Source organism: Dinoroseobacter shibae DFL 12 = DSM 16493 (assembly GCF_000018145.1).
Lineage (GTDB): Bacteria > Pseudomonadota > Alphaproteobacteria > Rhodobacterales > Rhodobacteraceae > Dinoroseobacter > Dinoroseobacter shibae.
In genome coordinates, this window is sequence record NC_009952.1 from 1,147,989 (window position 1) to 1,165,000 (window position 17,012).

General features: G+C 62.8%; 16 protein-coding genes. 1 reads left to right on the plus strand and 15 read right to left on the minus strand.

Annotation, left to right across the window (positions count from 1 at the left end; genetic code table 11):
- Positions 1–7 precede the first annotated feature (7 nt).
- The 11 genes from DSHI_RS05735 to DSHI_RS05785 form a co-directional block, all read right to left on the minus strand.
- Entirely contained in the window at positions 8–859 is an 852-nt protein-coding gene (locus DSHI_RS05735) for a tetratricopeptide repeat protein (RefSeq protein WP_012177795.1), read from the minus strand.
- A 47-nt stretch (positions 860–906) separates the two neighbouring features.
- Positions 907–1,521, minus strand: coding sequence for a tetratricopeptide repeat protein (locus DSHI_RS05740; protein ID WP_245533059.1), 615 nt, complete (start codon positions 1,519–1,521; stop codon positions 907–909).
- Entirely contained in the window at positions 1,490–2,485 is a 996-nt protein-coding gene (locus DSHI_RS05745; protein ID WP_012177797.1) for a type II secretion system F family protein, read from the minus strand. Before DSHI_RS05745 ends, DSHI_RS05740 begins: the two co-directional genes overlap by 32 nt.
- Before the next feature lie 4 nt (positions 2,486–2,489).
- Positions 2,490–3,458: a type II secretion system F family protein gene (locus tag DSHI_RS05750; RefSeq protein ID WP_012177798.1), complete on the minus strand. Its 969-nt coding sequence runs from the start codon at positions 3,456–3,458 to the stop codon at positions 2,490–2,492.
- A gap of 2 nt (positions 3,459–3,460) precedes the next feature.
- On the minus strand, positions 3,461–4,915 hold the full coding sequence (locus tag DSHI_RS05755) for a TadA family conjugal transfer-associated ATPase (RefSeq protein WP_012177799.1): 1,455 nt from the start codon (positions 4,913–4,915) through the stop codon (positions 3,461–3,463).
- A 19-nt stretch (positions 4,916–4,934) separates the two neighbouring features.
- On the minus strand, positions 4,935–6,242 hold the full coding sequence (locus DSHI_RS05760; RefSeq protein WP_012177800.1) for a CpaE/TadZ family protein: 1,308 nt from the start codon (positions 6,240–6,242) through the stop codon (positions 4,935–4,937).
- A gap of 196 nt (positions 6,243–6,438) precedes the next feature.
- The gene (locus DSHI_RS05765) at positions 6,439–7,077 is read right to left on the minus strand and encodes an OmpA family protein (RefSeq protein ID WP_012177801.1); all 639 of its coding nucleotides are present in this window, start codon (positions 7,075–7,077) and stop codon (positions 6,439–6,441) included.
- Positions 7,078–7,081: 4 nt separating this feature from the next.
- On the minus strand, positions 7,082–8,506 hold the full coding sequence (locus DSHI_RS05770) for a type II and III secretion system protein family protein (RefSeq protein WP_012177802.1): 1,425 nt from the start codon (positions 8,504–8,506) through the stop codon (positions 7,082–7,084).
- Between the two features lie 193 nt (positions 8,507–8,699).
- On the minus strand, positions 8,700–9,542 hold the full coding sequence (gene cpaB, locus DSHI_RS05775) for a Flp pilus assembly protein CpaB (protein ID WP_012177803.1): 843 nt from the start codon (positions 9,540–9,542) through the stop codon (positions 8,700–8,702).
- Between the two features lie 175 nt (positions 9,543–9,717).
- Positions 9,718–9,930: a hypothetical protein gene (locus tag DSHI_RS05780; RefSeq protein ID WP_012177804.1), complete on the minus strand. Its 213-nt coding sequence runs from the start codon at positions 9,928–9,930 to the stop codon at positions 9,718–9,720.
- Between the two features lie 234 nt (positions 9,931–10,164).
- Positions 10,165–10,377, minus strand: a complete 213-nt coding sequence (locus DSHI_RS05785; protein ID WP_012177804.1) for a hypothetical protein — start codon at positions 10,375–10,377, stop codon at positions 10,165–10,167.
- Positions 10,378–10,704: 327 nt separating this feature from the next.
- Here DSHI_RS05785 and DSHI_RS05790 point away from each other — a divergent pair, with 327 nt between their 5' ends.
- Complete coding sequence (locus DSHI_RS05790) at positions 10,705–11,553, plus strand: lytic transglycosylase domain-containing protein (protein WP_012177805.1); 849 nt, start codon at positions 10,705–10,707, stop codon at positions 11,551–11,553.
- A 90-nt stretch (positions 11,554–11,643) separates the two neighbouring features.
- Here the strand turns inward: DSHI_RS05790 and DSHI_RS05795 are convergent, their stop codons facing one another.
- The 4 genes from DSHI_RS05795 to topA form a co-directional block, all read right to left on the minus strand.
- Positions 11,644–12,270, minus strand: coding sequence for a CoA transferase subunit B (locus DSHI_RS05795; protein WP_012177806.1), 627 nt, complete (start codon positions 12,268–12,270; stop codon positions 11,644–11,646).
- 26 nt (positions 12,271–12,296) lie between these two features.
- Positions 12,297–13,313 carry a PAS domain-containing protein gene (locus DSHI_RS05800; protein WP_012177807.1) on the minus strand — a complete coding sequence of 339 codons (1,017 nt, stop codon included), beginning with the start codon at positions 13,311–13,313 and terminating at the stop codon, positions 12,297–12,299.
- A 17-nt stretch (positions 13,314–13,330) separates the two neighbouring features.
- Positions 13,331–14,026 (minus strand): CoA transferase subunit A, encoded by a 696-nt coding sequence (locus tag DSHI_RS05805; RefSeq protein ID WP_012177808.1) that lies wholly within the window; start codon positions 14,024–14,026, stop codon positions 13,331–13,333.
- A gap of 99 nt (positions 14,027–14,125) precedes the next feature.
- Entirely contained in the window at positions 14,126–16,828 is a 2,703-nt protein-coding gene (gene topA, locus DSHI_RS05810) for a type I DNA topoisomerase (RefSeq protein WP_012177809.1), read from the minus strand.
- Between the last annotated feature and the right edge of the window lie 184 nt (positions 16,829–17,012).

Here is a 17,012-nt window from a genome sequence, read left to right on the forward strand (position 1 = left end):
GGTGGGATCAAGCCTCGCTGTCCAGCGTCCTCAGCGCGCGCACAGCTGCCTCGAAATACTGGGGATGGGTGTCTATTGCATCGCGCAGCAAGCCGCGCCCGGTTGCAATATCCCCCTGTTTGATCGCGGATAGGGCAAGAGTGTGCAACAATTGTGCCCGCTCGGTCTGGGTGACGCGCACGGGCGGCAGCGCGTAGTTGCGCTGTGCACCGCGCGCGAGCACCAGGTTGTTTTTTGCGGTGAACAGATCCGGGTCGTAGCCGAGCGCGTCGTTGAACAGCTTCTCGGCGCCCCGGAAATCCCCGCGGCTCAGCTTGGAGAACCCCCAGTTGTTCAGCACGCCGGCAGGGCGTGTGGTCAGCCCCACGGCAATCTCGTAGAAGCTGTCGGCAGCGCGCCAGTCTTTCTCGCTGTCGGCGACGATAGCCTCGAGCCGGTATCGCTGAAATGTCTCGTAGGTCGGCGGAATGGCGTCGAGCTGGGCCTTGGCCGTCTCCCACTCCCCCGCGCGGATCAGGGCACCGGCATATTCAACCCGGTCGGCATGGCTTGCCGCGTCCATGGCAACCACATTGCGCCAGGCGGTGACCGCAGGATTGACACTGTTGTTGCGGATCAAGGCTGCCGCCAACCCGCGCTTGAGGTCGATGCGGTCGGGTTTTTCTGCCACGGCGCGCGTGAAATAGGCCACGGCCTCCTCCGGGTCGGCAGAGTTCAGCATCAGCTCATTGAGGTTGTGTTCGTCGATGACATTGACCGCTTCAAGCTCGCGGGTCACATCGATTTCCTCCGACGGCGTGCAGGCGGTAACTGCCAGCAACACCAGGCCCATGGGGGCCAAGGCCTGCAAATGGCGCATTGTCGCGTCCTTCAACTGCTCTGGTCGGGTTCGATTTCAGGTATGTGTCAGGGTGAGATCAGTGCGTAACTGCCATTTCCCTGCCAGACCAGATCGAACTCCTTGTTTTCGCTGGGCTGAGAATAGCGCAGCGCGTCTCGTTTTTCGAGAGCCAGGCTCAGGTTGTTGCGAATGTCGTCCGAATTGCCACTGTCCAGCGCGAAAGCCTGCCGGAAGACGCGGGAGGCTTCGCCGTAATCGCCTTTTTCCATCAGCAGAACACCCAGATTGTTCCAGCCCGGCACATAATCGGGGTACTCCTCCACCGCCCGGCGCAACAGCGTTTCGGACTGGTTGAGGCGGCCGAGTTTCAGGTTCGCCGAGCCGATCCCGGACAATATCTCCGCTGTCATGCCCTGCTCGGCACCGGCGCGGAAAAAGGCACGCAGGGCCAGCTCGTACTCGCCGGCTTGCATCAGGCGGTTGCCGACCAGGACCCCGTCCACCGCTGCACCATCCGAGGCAAGCGCAGTAGGAGGGAATGGGCCGTCAACGGGAAATGCACCTTCATCCGAAGGGACGTCCGTGCACGCTGCCATCAGGCCGATACCCGCGAGCACGAGCCAGACCATCGGTCGTCGCGTGATGTAGTCAGGGACCGCCGCGTTGGGACAGGCTTTCATAGATGCTCCACATCGATGGCCCGATCAGAATGATCAGCAGTGGCGGCACCGTAAACATCATCGTCCCGAGTGTCAGCTTGGTTGGCAGAACATTCGCTTTTTCCTCGGCGCGCATGACCCGTTTGTCACGCATCTCCCCGGCATAGACCCGCAGGGCATCCGCGATCGAGGTGCCGAAGGACTGCGACTGGATCAGAACGGTGACGAAGGAGGTCACGTCCCCCACGCCGCAACGTTCGGCCATGTCCTTCAGCACGGTGATCTTGTCCTTGCCAGCCTTGATCTCGAAGGCGACCATCTCGAATTCATCGGCGAGGTCGGGATAGCCCGCGCGAATCTCATGGGCGACGCGGATGATGGCCTGATCCAGGCCCTGTCCCGCTTCGACGCACACGAGCATGAGGTCGAGGCTGTCGGGAAAACCGTTCGTGATTTCCTCCTGTCGCTTGTCGATCCGCTTGTCGACCCAGTATTTCGGCAGGTAGTAGCCGCAAAAGCCCGGCACCAGGGTGGTCAGAGTGGCCTTGGTGACGTCTGGGTCTTCACCGCCGCCGAAAAAGAAGGTGTAGATCACCCCGATCGACAGGAACCCGAGGCCGAGCGCCAGTTGCGCGAAGTGAAAGATCTGGACCGAGGATTTCTGTCGGTAGCCGGCCTGGATCAGCTTGAGCCGGATCGCCGACAGCTCTTCGTTATCTTGGGGCTCGAGGTATTGCGAGAACCGCTCCAGCTTCTTGCCGGGATCGTCCTGGCGCAGTTGCTTGCCCTTGCCATCCTCGGCAGCGCGCTTCGCGGTGCCCAGCCGCTCCTGCTTGATCTTCAGGAGCGGATCCTTCTCCTTGCGGAGCAGAAAGGGCAAGGTCAGCAAGATCAGCATCGCGCCAAGGAATCCGGCGGCCAGAACCGGACCGAGCGGGCCGAGATAAGCGACAAGAAGGGTGTTCAACTGCTCCAGGATCGCCATGGCTCTAGACCTTGATGTTCACCATCATCTTCATGAAGATGATGTTGATTGTCAGAAAGACCGCGACCACGACACAGGCCGGGATGAAGGCGGGGGTGTCCTTCACGTCCGCGTAGTAATCCGGCTCCATCAGGTTGATCCCCACAAGGGCGAGAAACGGAAAGCCAGACAGGAACATCCCAGACCACTTCGCCTCCGCGGTGATGGCTTTGACGCGGCGGAAAAGCTTGAAGCGCGCTCGGATCACCTTGGCGAGCCCGTCAAGGATTTCGGCCAGGTTGCCTCCCGACTGGCTCTGGATCGACACGGCAACCGCGAGGAAGCGCAGGTCCTGCATGTCCATGCGCTCGGCCAGTTCCTTCAACGCTTCGGTGACATCGCGCCCATAGGCGGCCTCATCGGCAATCATGCCGAATTCCGTGCCAAGCGGATCGGCCACCTCCTTTGCGACGATGTTGATCGCCGATGAGAACGGATGCCCGACCCGCAGGGAGCGTACCATCAGCTCCACTGCGTCCGGCAGCTGTTCCTCGATCATCGCGAGCCGCTGCTTGGCCTTCTTGTTGACCCACATGTAGACCGCGCCGATTCCGATCGCGACCGACGCCACGACACGCACCGCCAGGGAGGCCTGGGTGCCGAGTGTCAGACCGACAAAGGACACGCCCATCAATAGCACCATGATCATGATCAGCGCTGCGGGAGAAAACGCGATGTTCCCCTTCTTGGCCTTGTCGGCCAGCATTGCGTAAAGGGGCAGGATCGAGGTCGTCTTGTGCTGCGACATCTCCTTGCGAAGCTGGTCGAGCACGGCGTCCCGCGTGGCGCCTTTGTCGAGCATGTCGAGGCGCCGGTTGACCTTGCTGTTCAGGCTGATCGACTTCCCGAAGGCGACCAGGTATATCCCCTCGACCAGGAACAGCACGCCGACGAAAATTCCGATATAAATCAGGGGTTCGATGCTGATGGTCATGTCTATTCCTTTGTCGGCTCGTAGATCGAAGCCGGAATGTCATAGCCCCATTGCTTGAAGCGCTCCGAGTAGTGCGAGCGCACGCCGGTTGCAGTGAAGTGACCCTTGATCTTGCCGTCGGGCAGCAGACCTGTGCGCTGGTATCTGAACACCTCCTGCATGGAGATGATGTCCCCCTCCATCCCGGTGATCTCGGTGATCGACACCATCCGGCGCGATCCGTCCTGCAGGCGCGAGGCCTGCACGATCAGGTTCACGGCCGAGGAGATCTGTGCCCGCAAAGCCCGGATGGGCATCTCGATCCCGGCCATGGCCACCATGTTTTCCAGTCGACTGACCCCGTCCCGGGCGGAGTTTGCGTGGATCGTGGTCATCGACCCGTCATGGCCGGTATTCATGGCCTGGAGCATGTCGATCACCTCCTCGCCACGGGTCTCGCCCACGATGATCCGGTCCGGGCGCATCCGCAGGGCGTTGCGCAGACAGTCACGCTGGGTCACGGCGCCCTTGCCCTCAACATTCGCGGGCCGGCTTTCCATCCGGCCCACATGCACCTGCTGCAACTGGAGTTCCGCGGTATCCTCGATGGTCAGGATACGTTCGGAATTGTCGATGAAGGAACTCAGGGCATTTAGCGTGGTCGTCTTGCCCGAACCCGTCCCGCCGGACACGATCACGTTCAGCCGACACGCGACGGCGGCTTGCAGATAGACCGCCATTTCCTCCGAAAAGGCGCCGAAATTGACCAGCTCATCAATTCCCAGCTTGTCCTTCTTGAACTTCCGGATCGACACCAGGCTTCCGTCGCAGGCAATCGGCCCGACCATGGCGTTGAACCGCGAGCCGTCCGCGAGGCGCGCGTCGACATAGGGGTTCTGTTCATCAACACGCCGCCCCACGGCGGAGACGATCTTGTCGATGATCCGGAGCAGATGTTTCTCGTCCCGGAATTTTACGTCTGAAAGCTGAAGTTTGCCCGCCTTTTCAATGAAGACGCGGTGCGGTCCGTTCACCAGGATGTCGTTGACATCCTCGTCCTTCAGCAAGGGCTCGAGCGGGCCGAGACCGCGCACTTCGTCGTAAAGCTCTTCATAAAGGGTGCGGCGTTCGTCCTTGTTCAGGGCGACGCTCAGGGTTGCGAGCGATTCGGTGACGATCTGGGCGATCTCTGCGCGCAGTTCTTTCTCGCTCGCGCTTTCCAGTGCCGACAGGTTCAGTTCTTCGAGCAGCTGTTTGTGCAGGGTCACCTTGAGCTCGTTCAGCTTCTGCTGGCGCCGGGCTTCCTTGTCCTGAGCTTCCGGCGTGGCGGGGGCTGTTTCGGGCTTGGGCTTCGGACGCATCTTGGGCTTGGCCGTCTCCGGACCCGAGCCTGGCGCGGGCTCGGTCGCGATTGCGCCCGCCGCGATCGCAGGAGGGCGTGGCTTTGCCGGCGCGTCTTTTCGGTACTTGGCAAACACGGAATGAACCTATCTGAGCTCAGCCATTGGCGGCCTCGGCACCAGTGCTGACGTCGTGGAGGGATTGTGCGAGCTTCGCGATTTCCTTCCGAAGCGGGTTTTTCCTCGCACGCAAGGCGAGGGGTGATCCATGATCGTTGGACTCGGCGACCGCCTTTCCCCCGTCAGGCAGTTTCTCTCCGAAGGAGATATCGAGGCTTTCGGCCATCCGCTTGACCCGGGCCTTGCCCGCCAGATCGGTCATCTTGGGGGCCCGGTTCAGCACGAAACGCAGCTTTTCCACGGGAAGATCTTCGAATTTCAGAGTCTTGACGAAGCGCAGGGCATTCTGGGCCGAGCGCAAGTCGAGCTCGATCACAGGAAAAAACACGTCCGCCATGCGCAGGGCCGTCTCGGTCCAGTTCACCAGTGCGCTGGGCATGTCGATCACGAGATAATCGAACATGCCCGCAGCGGTGGAGATCAGCTTGTCCATGTCTTCGGGGGGCAGAAGGTCCAGAGGCAGGATCTCGGCGGGGGAGGTGAAGACGCTCAGTTTGCCGTCGACGATCTGCAAGGCCTGTCGGAACGCATCATCGTCGAGGCTGTCCACGTCGCTCATCAGCTCGAAGATCAGATCCTTGCGCGGTAGATCCAGATAGGTTGCAACCGATCCGAACTGCTGGTCCATGTCCATCAGGCCAACGCGCGGTGTCGTGCCTTTCAGCGTTGCCAACTCCCACGCGAGATTGACCGCAAAGGTGGTGGCCCCAACGCCGCCCGCCAGCCCCTGCACTGCAAATATCGTACATCCCCCTGCGGTCCGCGTCGGCAAGGTGGCCTCGGTCGCCGGGATCTCCGCGACATTGACCGCATCGGCCAACGGGATCGGCGGCCTTGCAGCCCGCGACAGCCGCTCCACCGCTTCGGTCAGCCCTTGCTCGGGGATCGGGTAGGGCAGGAATTCTCGTGCCCCGGCCTGCAACACCTGGTGCAGAACAATGGGGTCAAGCTCATCCGCGATGAGCAGGACCGAAATCGACAGCTCCGTCGCCTTGCGCACGATATCGAGCACCGTGTCGACATTGCTCTCGTCCTCGAGGTCCAGGGCGAGGGCCAGGACCTGCACCCGCGCAGCATCGGGCTGGTCGAGAAAATCCAATGCTTCGGAGATCCGCAAATCGCCCCAAGCGTCCTGGAAGCGTGCCTCCATCTCGTCGATCAGGATCTCGAAATTCTGAACGTCACGCGAAACGGTGCAGGCGAGGATTGGCGCCTCGTCTGTAGGGATCTCCACCCCTTGGGTTTCATCCGTGTTCTTGCCGCTCAGAGGGGCCACTGCCGTCATTTTCTCACCTCAGGGGGGCCGGCGGGGCCGGACCCGATCTGCCCGTGGATTTGGGCCTACTATGCGCGGTGAGGGTAAACAGGGTGGTAATGGCGCGGGAAACGCAGCCCCGAGCGCGCGCCAAAAACAGAGCATTTGATGAAAAAGCCCCGCATCCTGCGATGCGGGGCCCGGGGCTTGCGGCGCGGGTTGCGCATTACTCCTCGGTGGCGTTTCCGGTCTCGGTTTCCATGATGCGTCGCTCGTATGTGGCGCCTTCGACGAACTCGCGGTTCACCACGGCGGCATATTTGCCGTCCAGGTGGATCGGATCGTTTTCCAAGAACCCACTCACCTCGGTCACCGTGCGACGGTTGCGCATTTCGCGATCCTGGGTGACCACGAGCGGTTGGGTTTCCCCAAGTGAAACAAGTGCCTGAAGCTGCTCGGGCTGGACGCCGCGGCTCACCAGGTAGTTGACCACCGTGGTGGCGCGGGCCTGGCCGAGACGGCGGTTATAGGCGGCCGACCCCACCAGGTCGGTGTGCCCGAAAACCGAGAATCGCAACTCGGGGAATTGCTTGATGAAGTCGGCCTGCACGTCCAGTGCCGCGCGTGCCTCGGAGGTCAGGGTGCTCTGGTTGAAGGCGAAATTCACCGTGCTCGGCACTTCGCGGGCGAAACGCTGCGCGAGACTGATGGAGGCCGACAATTCGCCGGTCTGCACCAGTGTATTGTTCATGGTCGCGTCGCCGAACCCGCCCTCGTCAACCTCGCTTCCGATTTCCGAGTAGGCACAGGCGCCGAGGGCAGCGGTCAGCGTCAGGGCGATGAAGGCAGAGGATGTCCGGCGCATGATCTTACTCCAAAACATAGCCGTAGGATCCGGAGAAATCCTGCTGCGCGACTTCTCCGGCAGCGCCGCGGCGGGGTGTATCCTCCCGTACGAGATTGCCGTTGAGGAAGAATTCCCGCTCACTGGGGATGCGGACCCGGTCGGTTGGCAGCACAAGGGCTTCGCCACGGGTGGGTGAGACCAAGTGCGCGGTCACGATGATGACCAATTCCGACTGGCTCCGGGCGTAGTCGGCGCTGCGAAAGAGGGCACCTAGCACGGGGATATCTCCGAGCCACGGCACTTGCCCCGCGAAATCCCGGAAATCGTCTTCAAGCAGCCCGGCGATGGCGAAGCTGTCACCGTCGCGCAGTTGCACGGTGGTCAGGGTTTCGCGGCGGCTGAAACCCTGCACGGTCAGCGAATCGGTGATGATCGAGGCACTGGAATCGAGCGCCGACACCGCAGCCCCCAACTCCAGGTTGATCACGTCGTCGTCCAGCACGGTCGGAATGAAATCCAGTTCCACGCCGAAGGGCTTGTATTCCACCGAGATCCCGCCATCGCCATCGGCCACCGGGATCGGATATTCTCCGCCCGCCAGGAACGAGGCTTCCTGCCCGGACAGGGTGGTCAGGTTCGGCTCGGCCAAGGTACGGACGACCCCTTTGCTTTCAAGGGCCTCCAGAAGAATGCCGAGGCTTACATTCCCGATGTTGAAACCGAGTCCGATGGTGCCCGCCGCCTCGGGGTTAAGGGTGAATTCGGTCGAATTGGCGCCGCCGATCGAGCCGCCATCGGTCAATCCGCCGGAGCCAAGGCCAACGGAGAATGCGCCATCAGTGCCGCTGTAGATCGCCGTAAGGCCGCCGGAAAGCTGCTTGCTGACCGAGCGCTGCATTTCCGCGAACCGCACTTTCAGCATGACCTGCTGACTGCCGCCGATGCTCATCAGGTTGGACACCCGGTCCGGCGCGTAGCGCTGCGCGAGGTCCAGGGCGCGATCCATCGCGGTGACGCTGGAGGCTGTTCCGCTCAGAACCACGCCATCGTTTGCGGTGCGTACTTCGATGTTCTCGCCGGGCAGGATCTGCTCCAGCCGCTCCTTGAACTCGGCGATATCCGGCGTGACTTGAACGTCCACGTTCGTGATCAGCCGTCCATCCGCGCCGAGCAGGGTCATGGTGGTGCGCCCCTGGGATTTGCCCAGAACATAGATGCTGCGATCCGACAGGGTGGCGATGTCTGCTATGCCCGGATTTGCAACGGAGAGTTCAGCGAAAGGAATGTCGCTTTCGACCACGACCGCGCGGTTCATGGGCACTTGCAAGGTCGAATCTGCTTGGCCCTCCTGCACGCGCAAGACCTGCGCCATGGCCGGAGCGGTACCAATCGATGCGCCAAGAGCAAGGCCCAGAAGCCCCGCGGTCACCCAAAGTCTCATTGTCATGTGATCCTGCCTCTATGACCACTCTCAAAACGGGGTCTTACGCCCCTTATCGGACAAGCATGCCCTCTTTTGCGGTTTCAATCAAGAATCATGCGGTTAGAGGCCGCTCTTCGACCGGGCAGGCCGGTGATAACGCGAAGCGGTGACCATTTTGCAACGGTCACCGCGTCTTCATGAGGTCACAGTAGGGAAATCAGTTGGTGCAGGGGATCGGGATTTCGACCACTTCGGACCCGCGGCGGGTGCGGATCGTACAGACTTCCTTGACCTCCGCGCGTTCGATGACTTCTTCCTCTTCCACGATGCCGAGCAGTTCGTCCTGGTTGACTTCGATATTGCCAACAAAGGCATCGTCGGCGGCCCCCACCAGCGACAGGGACAGGCTGCCGGTACGCTGCGCCTGGGCGAGACCTGCGACTTGCTGCGGCGTGGCCTCCACGGTGACGGTGCGCGCAATGGTCGGGGCGGTGCGGTCCATATCGGCGTTCTGGTCGATGCCGATGATCTGCATGCTGGACTGGATCAGCTTGGTGACGTCTTGTCCCTTGGACGAGCCGCTCCAGTAGACGTCGACCCGGTCGCCAGGCCGCAAGAAGCCGGAGACGCCCGAGGTGACCGTGACGCTGATGGCGAAGGCCCGCATGCCCTTGCCGAGACGGGACGAAACACCCGCATCCTGGCCGGGTTCGGTGACCTTCACCGCAAGGACCGGCTCATTGGCTTCCATGGCGCGGGTGGCCGTGCGCAACCGGCCCTCGGCATCCGGGAACAGGCCTTCCTCGGTCTGGAACGCGCCTTCGGGCAACGCGTCCGCGGGCCAACGGACCTTGCGCACGTCATCCTTGCCGATCTTCTCGCCGTAGCGGATCGGTGTATCCATGACATAGACCTCGACCACGTCCACTGCGGCCGCGAGTTTCTGCTGCTGTTTGGCGACAACGGTCTGATACTGGTCAAACCTGTCTTTTGCCATCATCACCGCAAAGCCGGCCAGGCCGACCCCGAGGAGCAATACCAGTCCAAAAACCAAACGCATGATGTGCCTCATTGATGAAGGGTCGCGGCGGCGGGCCGCTTCCGGTGCAGGCTACAGGCTTCTTGCGACGCAGGATGGGCTCAAATGAGGCCCTTCTGGGGCGCGAAGCCGTGCCAAAAGACATGCGAAAGGCCGCACCCGCAGGCGCGGCCTTGTACAGGCGCCGATGCCGATGTCAGTCGGCGGGCGCGGCCGGGAACGACGTGTTGATCTGGTCGGTTTCCAGCTGGGTGTCGATGTCGCCGGACAGGTTTGCGATCCCGCCGGACACGACGCCGTACACGGCGATGCCGAGGCCCACGATGGCGGCGGTCAGCACGACCCAGTCCACGGTGACAGCGCCGTCTTCTTCGGAGCGGAAGGTCTTTGCAAGCTTGAACAGTTTCATGGTTTTGATCCTTGATCCTTGATCCTTGGTTTCTCACCGTCGCGGCGCCCGTAAGGTGTCCGTTTCGATGCTGTCAATATCGCCTTGAAACGCGGCAGGAATATGGTGGGTTTTGGGTGTTTGGCAGGTCTTTTCGCAGCAAATCCATGCGAGTGGACCCTTGGAAAAGCGCTTTGCGCATGCAAAGGGGGCCGCGCGTTTTGCGCAGCCCCCTCGCGAGTTCCGGTCCCGGGCTTAGTCGGCGGGTGCGGCCGGGAACGACGTGTTGATCTGGTCGGTTTCCAGCTGGGTGTCGATGTCGCCGGACAGGTTTGCGATCCCGCCGGACACGACGCCGTACACGGCGATGCCGAGGCCCACGATGGCGGCGGTCAGCACGACCCAGTCCACGGTGACAGCGCCGTCTTCTTCGGAGCGGAAGGTCTTTGCAAGCTTGAACAGTTTCATGTCTCAGGTCCTCTTGGGTTCCATGTCAGTGTCTTACCGATCTTGAACCCGGCGATACGCTATGCGCCGTTGTCCGTTTCGGAATGCTGCAAAGATGCCGGAGAATTCTGGCAAGACTTGGCCCGGTTCTCGACATAAACCGGATTTCGGTTCTTTGGGTCCGAGATTTTTGTGGAATTTGAAACAATCTGGGTTGTCTTGGGGGGATTACTTGCCGCACCTTTGGAAAATCGCGCGAAATCCTTAACGAAAAACATGGGTTCTCTCGATTTTTGTCTCGGTTGAGGTCGAGGATTTGCTAGGATTGTGTCAAAACGAGCAGGTTAGATGGCACAGACACCCCTTTCCGCCTCGGTCGCGGCGTTTCTGGCGCTGGCTGCCGGGCTGACCGACGCGGCCGCGCAGGCCACAGAGGCGACTCGGCCTCCCCCTGCGGCTGAATTCACCTTCAAGAAGATCACGCCCCCTGCGCCCGGGGCGAGCCGCCGGATCACCGTGCAGATCGTACCGACCGTTCCGCCACCGGCTCCGGCGCTGGCCACGCCCGGGGATCAGCCCGCGCGGCCCCAACCGAACGAAGATCCCGCAGTGGGGGCGTTCTGGTCTGCTACGGGGACCGAGTTGCAGACCGCCAATCCGGCCCGGTTCCTCACAGCCGTGGATTTTGTCACGGGCGACGGGGGGCGTGATCTGCCGACCCCGGGCCTCGCGACCCTGCAAGGGCTCGCCGCCGCCCATGGTCGGACCATTCTGGCCAGCACGATCGGCACGCGGGTCTCTCCGGCGCTTGTCCTGTCAGTGATGGCGGTGGAATCCTCCGGTCGGCCCGACGCGGTCAGCCCCAAGGGCGCGCAGGGCCTGATGCAGCTGATCCCGGCTACCGCCGCGCGGTTCGACGTGGACGACCCGTTCGATCCGGCCGATAACATCGCCGGGGCGGTGCGCTACCTCGACTGGCTTATGGGCACGTTCGACGGCGATGCGATCCTGGCGCTGGCGGGCTACAATGCCGGGGAGAACGCGGTGAAAGGGGCAGGCGGTGTCCCCGACTACCCTGAGACACGGGCTTACGTGCCCAAGGTGCTGGCGGCCTGGCGCGTGGCGCGCAGCTTGTGCGCGTCACCGCCGCAACTGGCATCGGATGGCTGCGTCTTCACCACGATGGCCGTGAACTGAGCAGGCCCGAAGGGCCAAAACAAGCGGGACCGCGCCGCGCAAGGCGAGAAAGTCCAGGACCGGTGCCGTTCCTTGCGCAGCAGCGAAGGCTCAGACGATCGTGGCTTCGGTCGCGGCGCGGATCTCGTCCTCGGTCACGCCCTCGGCGCATTCGACGATCTTCAGACCGCCCTCGACCACCTCGAGCACGCCGAGATTGGTGATCACCAGGTCCACGACACCCTTGCCGGTCAGCGGCAGGGTGCATTCCTTGAGAAGCTTGGTCTCGCCGCGCTTGTTGGTGTGATCCATCACCACGATGACCCGGCCGACACCGGCCACCAGATCCATCGCGCCACCCATCCCCTTGATGAGCTTGCCCGGGATCATCCAGTTCGCCAGATCCCCGTTCTCGGCCACTTCCATCGCGCCGAGGATCGCCATGGCGATCTTGCCGCCCCGGATCATGCCGAAGCTCTGGGCGCTGTCGAAATAGGCCGTCTGGGGCAGTTCGGTGATCGTCTGCTTGCCCGCATTGATCAGGTCGGCATCGACCTCGTCCTCGGTGGGAAAGGGGCCCATGCCCAGCATGCCGTTCTCCGATTGCAGGGTCACGGTGATGCCCTCGGGGATGTAGTTCGACACCAGCGTCGGGATCCCGATGCCGAGGTTGACGTACATGCCGTCCTGCAACTCCTGCGCCGCGCGCGCAGCCATCTGATTGCGGTCCCATGCCATGAGGGGAAGTTCCTTCTCTGTCGTCTTCAATTGCCCGCGGGCACGTCGATAATCACGACGGTTCCGGCTGCGCCGCGGACATAATTCAGGGTGCCTTCGAGGCTGTCGATCAACTCGGTCGCGATCCGTCCGCCTAGGGTCTGCGTCGCCGGCACGGGCATATCCTTGGGAATGCCCACGCCATCGTCGGAGATCACCACTCGGAAGCCGCCTTCGGTCAGGGCGATCACTTCCATCCGCACGGTGCCCGCATCGAGCCCGACAAAGGCATGCTGGAATGCGTTGGTAAGCACTTCCGACAGGATCAGCCCGGTCCGCGTTGCGGTTTCCAGATCGGCTTCGAACCGGCCGACCTCGATGGAGAACGCCACGCCCGGCCGTCCGTCGGAATGAGCGATCGCATTGGCCACCCGGGTCAGGTAGCTACCCATTGAGATCCCCTGCCGATGCGCGTCGCGGTCCGACAGGCGCATCTCTTCATAAAGAAGCTGCAGGCACTCGATCCGGCGGGCGAGGGCCGCGAAGCCTTCTTCCGAGCCCATCCGGTTGGACTGGTCCCGGATGATGTCGATCAGCATCGACAGGTCTTGGCGCACCCGGCGCTGCACGGCGTTGAGTTGTTTCTCGATGCTCAGTGTGGAGCTGTCGATATCGCGGTCCGACATCGCCTTCTGGATGCCGATGAAATAGTGACATTTGCCGTCGTCTGATTTGACCGGCGCGATGATCAGTCGGTTAAGGAACGGCTCGCCACTCGCGCGGTAGTTCAGGATGTCGACAGTCACGTCCTCTTCGCGCTCGATCGCGCGGCGCAACTTCGCAACATCGGCATCGTCGGTCATGCTGCCTTGCAGGAACCGGCAGTTCCGGCCGATCGCCGCGGTGCGCGAATAACCGGTCACCCGCTCGAACGCGTCGTTCACATAGACAATCGGGTTGTCATGGATGTTGGGATTGGTCAGCACCATGGCCACCCGCGCGCGCGAGAATCCGGCCAGCGCCTCCCGATCATCCAGCACTGTTCCTAGCGTGCGTGGCTTCATCTGCCTTCCCCCCCTTGTCAGGCGGCGCGTGTCGTCCGCTGCTCGATCCGTTTTTCGTGCTCCCCCTGGACGAGGCGGTGCACATAGATGCCGGGCAGATGGATGGTATCCGGGTCCAGTGTGCCGGTCGGAACGATCTCCTCCACCTCGGCGACGCAGACCTTGCCACACATCGCGGCGGGCGGGTTGAAATTCCGAGCGGTCTTGCGGAACACGAGGTTGCCGGTCTCGTCCGCCTTCCAGGCCTTCACAATGGACAGGTCGGCGAAGATCCCTTCTTCGAGGATATAGGTCTCGCCGTTGAAGTCCTTGTGCTCCTTGCCCTCGGCAATCACGGTGCCCACGCCGGTCTTTGTGTAGAAGCCCGGAATCCCGCAACCACCCGCGCGCATCCGCTCGGCCAGGGTGCCCTGGGGGTTGAACTCGATCTCCAACTCGCCCGACAGGTACTGCTGCATGAACAGGTCGTTCTCGCCGACATAAGACGACATCATCTTCTTGACCTGCTTGGTCTGCAGCAGGAGCCCGAGGCCGAAATCATCCACCCCAGCGTTGTTGCTGGCGATGGTCAGACGCTTGACGCCGCTTTTCTGGACCGCTTCGATCAGCAGCTCGGGAATGCCACACAGGCCGAACCCTCCCGCCGCGATCAGCATGTCATCGAACAAGAGCCCCTCAAGCGCCTCGGCGGCCGAGCCATAGATTTTCTGCATACTGCACCTTCGAAATAGCTTGGCCCTGTTCTGACGCCGCGCATCCGCGGTGTCAATCTGCCGGGCCCGCGGCGCCCGCAATTCCGTCAGGCGTCCGGGCTATTTCGCAGAGGTCTTCTTTGCGGCGGTTTTCTTCTTGGTCGCGGCCTTTTTCTTGGCGGGGGCCTTCTTGCCGGACTTGGCGGCGCGTTCCTCGATCAGTTGCACGGCCATCTCCATGGTGACCTGTTCGGGGTCGGTCTCCTTGGGGATGGTGGCGTTGATCTTCTCCCATTTCACGTAGGGGCCATACTTGCCCTTCATGATATTGACAGGCCCGCCTGCCTCCGGGTGCTCGCCCAACTCGCGCAGGGGTTTGGCCGCCGCGCCGCGCCCCCCGCGGGAGGCGACCTTTTCGGCCAGAAGCTGCACCGCGCGGTTCATGCCCACGGTCCACACCTCCTCGATATCTTCGAGATTGGCGTTGGTCCCGCCCCGGTCCGACGTGCTGTCGGCATGTTTCAGGTAGGGCCCGTAGCGCCCGATATTGGCCCAGACCGGCACGCCGTCGTCGGGGTGCAGCCCGATCTGGCGGGGCAGGGACAAAAGCATCACCGCCTTGTCCAGTTCCAACTCCTCCGGCACCCAGCTTTTGGGGATCGACTGGCGCGGCGGCTTCTTGTTCTCCTCGGTGACTGCCCCGCGCTGCACGTAAGGCCCGAACCGGCCCTTGAACACGCGGATCTCGTCGCCACCGTCCTCGCCCAGAAGCTTGCCCTCAGGCGGGATGCCGCTGGCTTCTTCCATGCCCGGCGGGCCGAAGGGCCGGGTGTAGCGGCACTCGGGGTAGTTCGAGCAGCCGATGAACGCTCCGCCGGACCGCGCCGTGCGCATCGACAGCTGCCCGATCTCGCAATTCGGGCAGAGCCGCGGCGGCTTGCCATCCTCGCGCGGCGGGAAGAGATGCGGCGCCAGCACCTCGTTGATCTTCTCCAGCACCTCGGTGATGCGCAACTCGGAGGTCTCGGCGATCGCGGCGGAAAAATCGCGCCAGAACCGGTCGAGCACATCCTTGTAGTTCCGGTCCCCGGCGGACACCTCGTCGAGCTGGTTTTCCAGATCGGCGGTGAAGTCGTAGCCCACGTATTTGCGGAAGTAGTTGACCAGGAACGCCGTGACCAACCGGCCCTTGTCCTCGGGGATCAGCCGGTTCTTGTCCTTGGTGACATAGCCGCGGTCCTGGATCGTCGTGACGATCGAGGCATAGGTCGATGGTCGCCCGATGCCGAGCTCCTCCATCCGCTTGACCAGCGTCGCCTCGGTGTAGCGGGGCGGGGGCTGCGTGAAATGCTGCTGTCCAAACACCGCGCCGTTTTCGGACAGAAGCCCTCCGGGGCCCTGCTGCATTCCACCAGTGGGCGCAGCCTCTACCACGTCGTCCTCGCGCGACCCGGCCTTGGCGAAGGCCGCCTCCATCCCGCCCTTGTGCAGCGGCGCGGGGTCGCCCTGGCCGATCTGGGGCAGGCGGCGCTCGTCCTCGGCGGTGCTCTCCTCGTCCTGTCCTTCGGTATAGACCTTCATGAACCCGTCAAAAACAACGACCTGCCCGGTGGCGCGCAGCGCGACCTGGCCATCGGGCGAGCCGATCTCGACCGTGGTCCGCTCCAGCCGTGCCGCGGCCATCTGGCTGGCCAGGGTCCGCTTCCAGATCAGGTCGTAAAGCTTGCGCTGATCGGGCTCGGTGACCTTCAGGTCCTCGGGCGCACGGCTCATTTCCGTTGGGCGGATACACTCGTGGGCTTCCTGGGCGTTCTTGGCCTTGTTCTTGTAGATCCGCGGGCTGTCGGGCAGGTACGCAGCCCCGAACCGTTCCTTGATCGCATCGCGGGCCATGGTCACCGCCTCGGGCGCCATGTCGATCCCGTCGGTCCGCATGTAGGTAATGTAGCCCGCCTCATAGAGCCGCTGAGCCGTCGACATGGTCTGACGCGCGCCGAAGCCGAACTTGCGGCTGGCCTCCTGCTGCAGCGTCGAGGTCATGAAGGGGGCCGAGGGGTTGCGGGTGCCGGGCTTGGCCTCGACCGACGTCACGCTCAGCTTGCGCGACGTAACCGCCTGCACCGCAAGCTCCGCCGCCTCCGCCGTGGCGAGGTCGAACTTGTCAAGTTTCTTGCCCGCAAGCTCGGTCAGCCGCGCCTCGTAGGTCTGGCCGCGCGGGGTCTCCAGCACCGCGCGCACGGACCAGTATTCCCTGGGATCGAAGGCTTCGATCTCCATCTCTCGCTCGACGATCAGCCGCAGGCAGACCGACTGCACCCGTCCGGCCGATTTCGCGCCGGGCAGCTTGCGCCACAACACCGGGCTGAGGTTGAAGCCCACCAGATAGTCGAGCGCGCGGCGGGCCAGATACGCCTCGACCAGTTCCATGTCCACGTCGCGCGGATTCTTCATCGCCTCGGTCACCGCGGACTTGGTGATGGCGTTGAACACAACGCGGCTGACATCGGTCGATTTCTTGATCGCCTTGCGCTTGGTCAGGGCTTCCTGAAGGTGCCAGCTGATCGCCTCGCCTTCCCTGTCGGGGTCGGTGGCGAGGATCAGCGTGTCGTCATCCTTCAGTGCGTCGGCGATGGCCTTGACATGCTTGCGACTGTCGCTCGCGATCTCCCACAACATCTCGAACCCGTGCTCGGGATCGACCGATCCGTCCTTCGGGGGCAGGTCGCGTACATGCCCGTAAGAGGCAAGAACCGTGAAGTCGCTGCCGAGATATTTGTTGATTGTCTTGGCTTTGGCGGGCGACTCGACGACGACAACGGGCATGGGATGTCCTGAAAAAAAGGCGGGTCAATTGCGCGCTAGATGTGGCGGCTTGGTTTGGAATGTCAATGCCGACCGGTCCGGCGAGGCGCCTTGGCGCGGGCGCGCCGAGCCGAGTTGGCCACCGATCCCGCGCAAATGGGCGCGCGGCGCAGGCCGCGTACCGACGCGCGCGCAACAGGTCTGC

What these genes read in the sequence shown, in the direction of transcription:
- DSHI_RS05780 (WP_012177804.1), bottom strand. Translation starts at nt 9,930, where the DNA reads ATGAAACTGTTCAAGCTTGCAAAGACCTTCCGCTCCGAAGAAGACGGC.
- topA (WP_012177809.1), bottom strand. Translation starts at nt 16,828, where the DNA reads ATGCCCGTTGTCGTCGTCGAGTCGCCCGCCAAAGCCAAGACAATCAAC.
- DSHI_RS05745 (WP_012177797.1), bottom strand. Translation starts at nt 2,485, where the DNA reads ATGGCGATCCTGGAGCAGTTGAACACCCTTCTTGTCGCTTATCTCGGC.
- DSHI_RS05760 (WP_012177800.1), bottom strand. Translation starts at nt 6,242, where the DNA reads ATGACGGCAGTGGCCCCTCTGAGCGGCAAGAACACGGATGAAACCCAA.
- DSHI_RS05735 (WP_012177795.1), bottom strand. Translation starts at nt 859, where the DNA reads ATGCGCCATTTGCAGGCCTTGGCCCCCATGGGCCTGGTGTTGCTGGCA.
- DSHI_RS05765 (WP_012177801.1), bottom strand. Translation starts at nt 7,077, where the DNA reads ATGCGCCGGACATCCTCTGCCTTCATCGCCCTGACGCTGACCGCTGCC.
- DSHI_RS05740 (WP_245533059.1), bottom strand. Translation starts at nt 1,521, where the DNA reads ATGAAAGCCTGTCCCAACGCGGCGGTCCCTGACTACATCACGCGACGA.
- DSHI_RS05790 (WP_012177805.1), top strand. Translation starts at nt 10,705, where the DNA reads ATGGCACAGACACCCCTTTCCGCCTCGGTCGCGGCGTTTCTGGCGCTG.
- DSHI_RS05795 (WP_012177806.1), bottom strand. Translation starts at nt 12,270, where the DNA reads ATGGCATGGGACCGCAATCAGATGGCTGCGCGCGCGGCGCAGGAGTTG.
- DSHI_RS05800 (WP_012177807.1), bottom strand. Translation starts at nt 13,313, where the DNA reads ATGAAGCCACGCACGCTAGGAACAGTGCTGGATGATCGGGAGGCGCTG.
- cpaB (WP_012177803.1), bottom strand. Translation starts at nt 9,542, where the DNA reads ATGCGTTTGGTTTTTGGACTGGTATTGCTCCTCGGGGTCGGCCTGGCC.
- DSHI_RS05805 (WP_012177808.1), bottom strand. Translation starts at nt 14,026, where the DNA reads ATGCAGAAAATCTATGGCTCGGCCGCCGAGGCGCTTGAGGGGCTCTTG.
- DSHI_RS05770 (WP_012177802.1), bottom strand. Translation starts at nt 8,506, where the DNA reads ATGACAATGAGACTTTGGGTGACCGCGGGGCTTCTGGGCCTTGCTCTT.
- DSHI_RS05750 (WP_012177798.1), bottom strand. Translation starts at nt 3,458, where the DNA reads ATGACCATCAGCATCGAACCCCTGATTTATATCGGAATTTTCGTCGGC.
- DSHI_RS05785 (WP_012177804.1), bottom strand. Translation starts at nt 10,377, where the DNA reads ATGAAACTGTTCAAGCTTGCAAAGACCTTCCGCTCCGAAGAAGACGGC.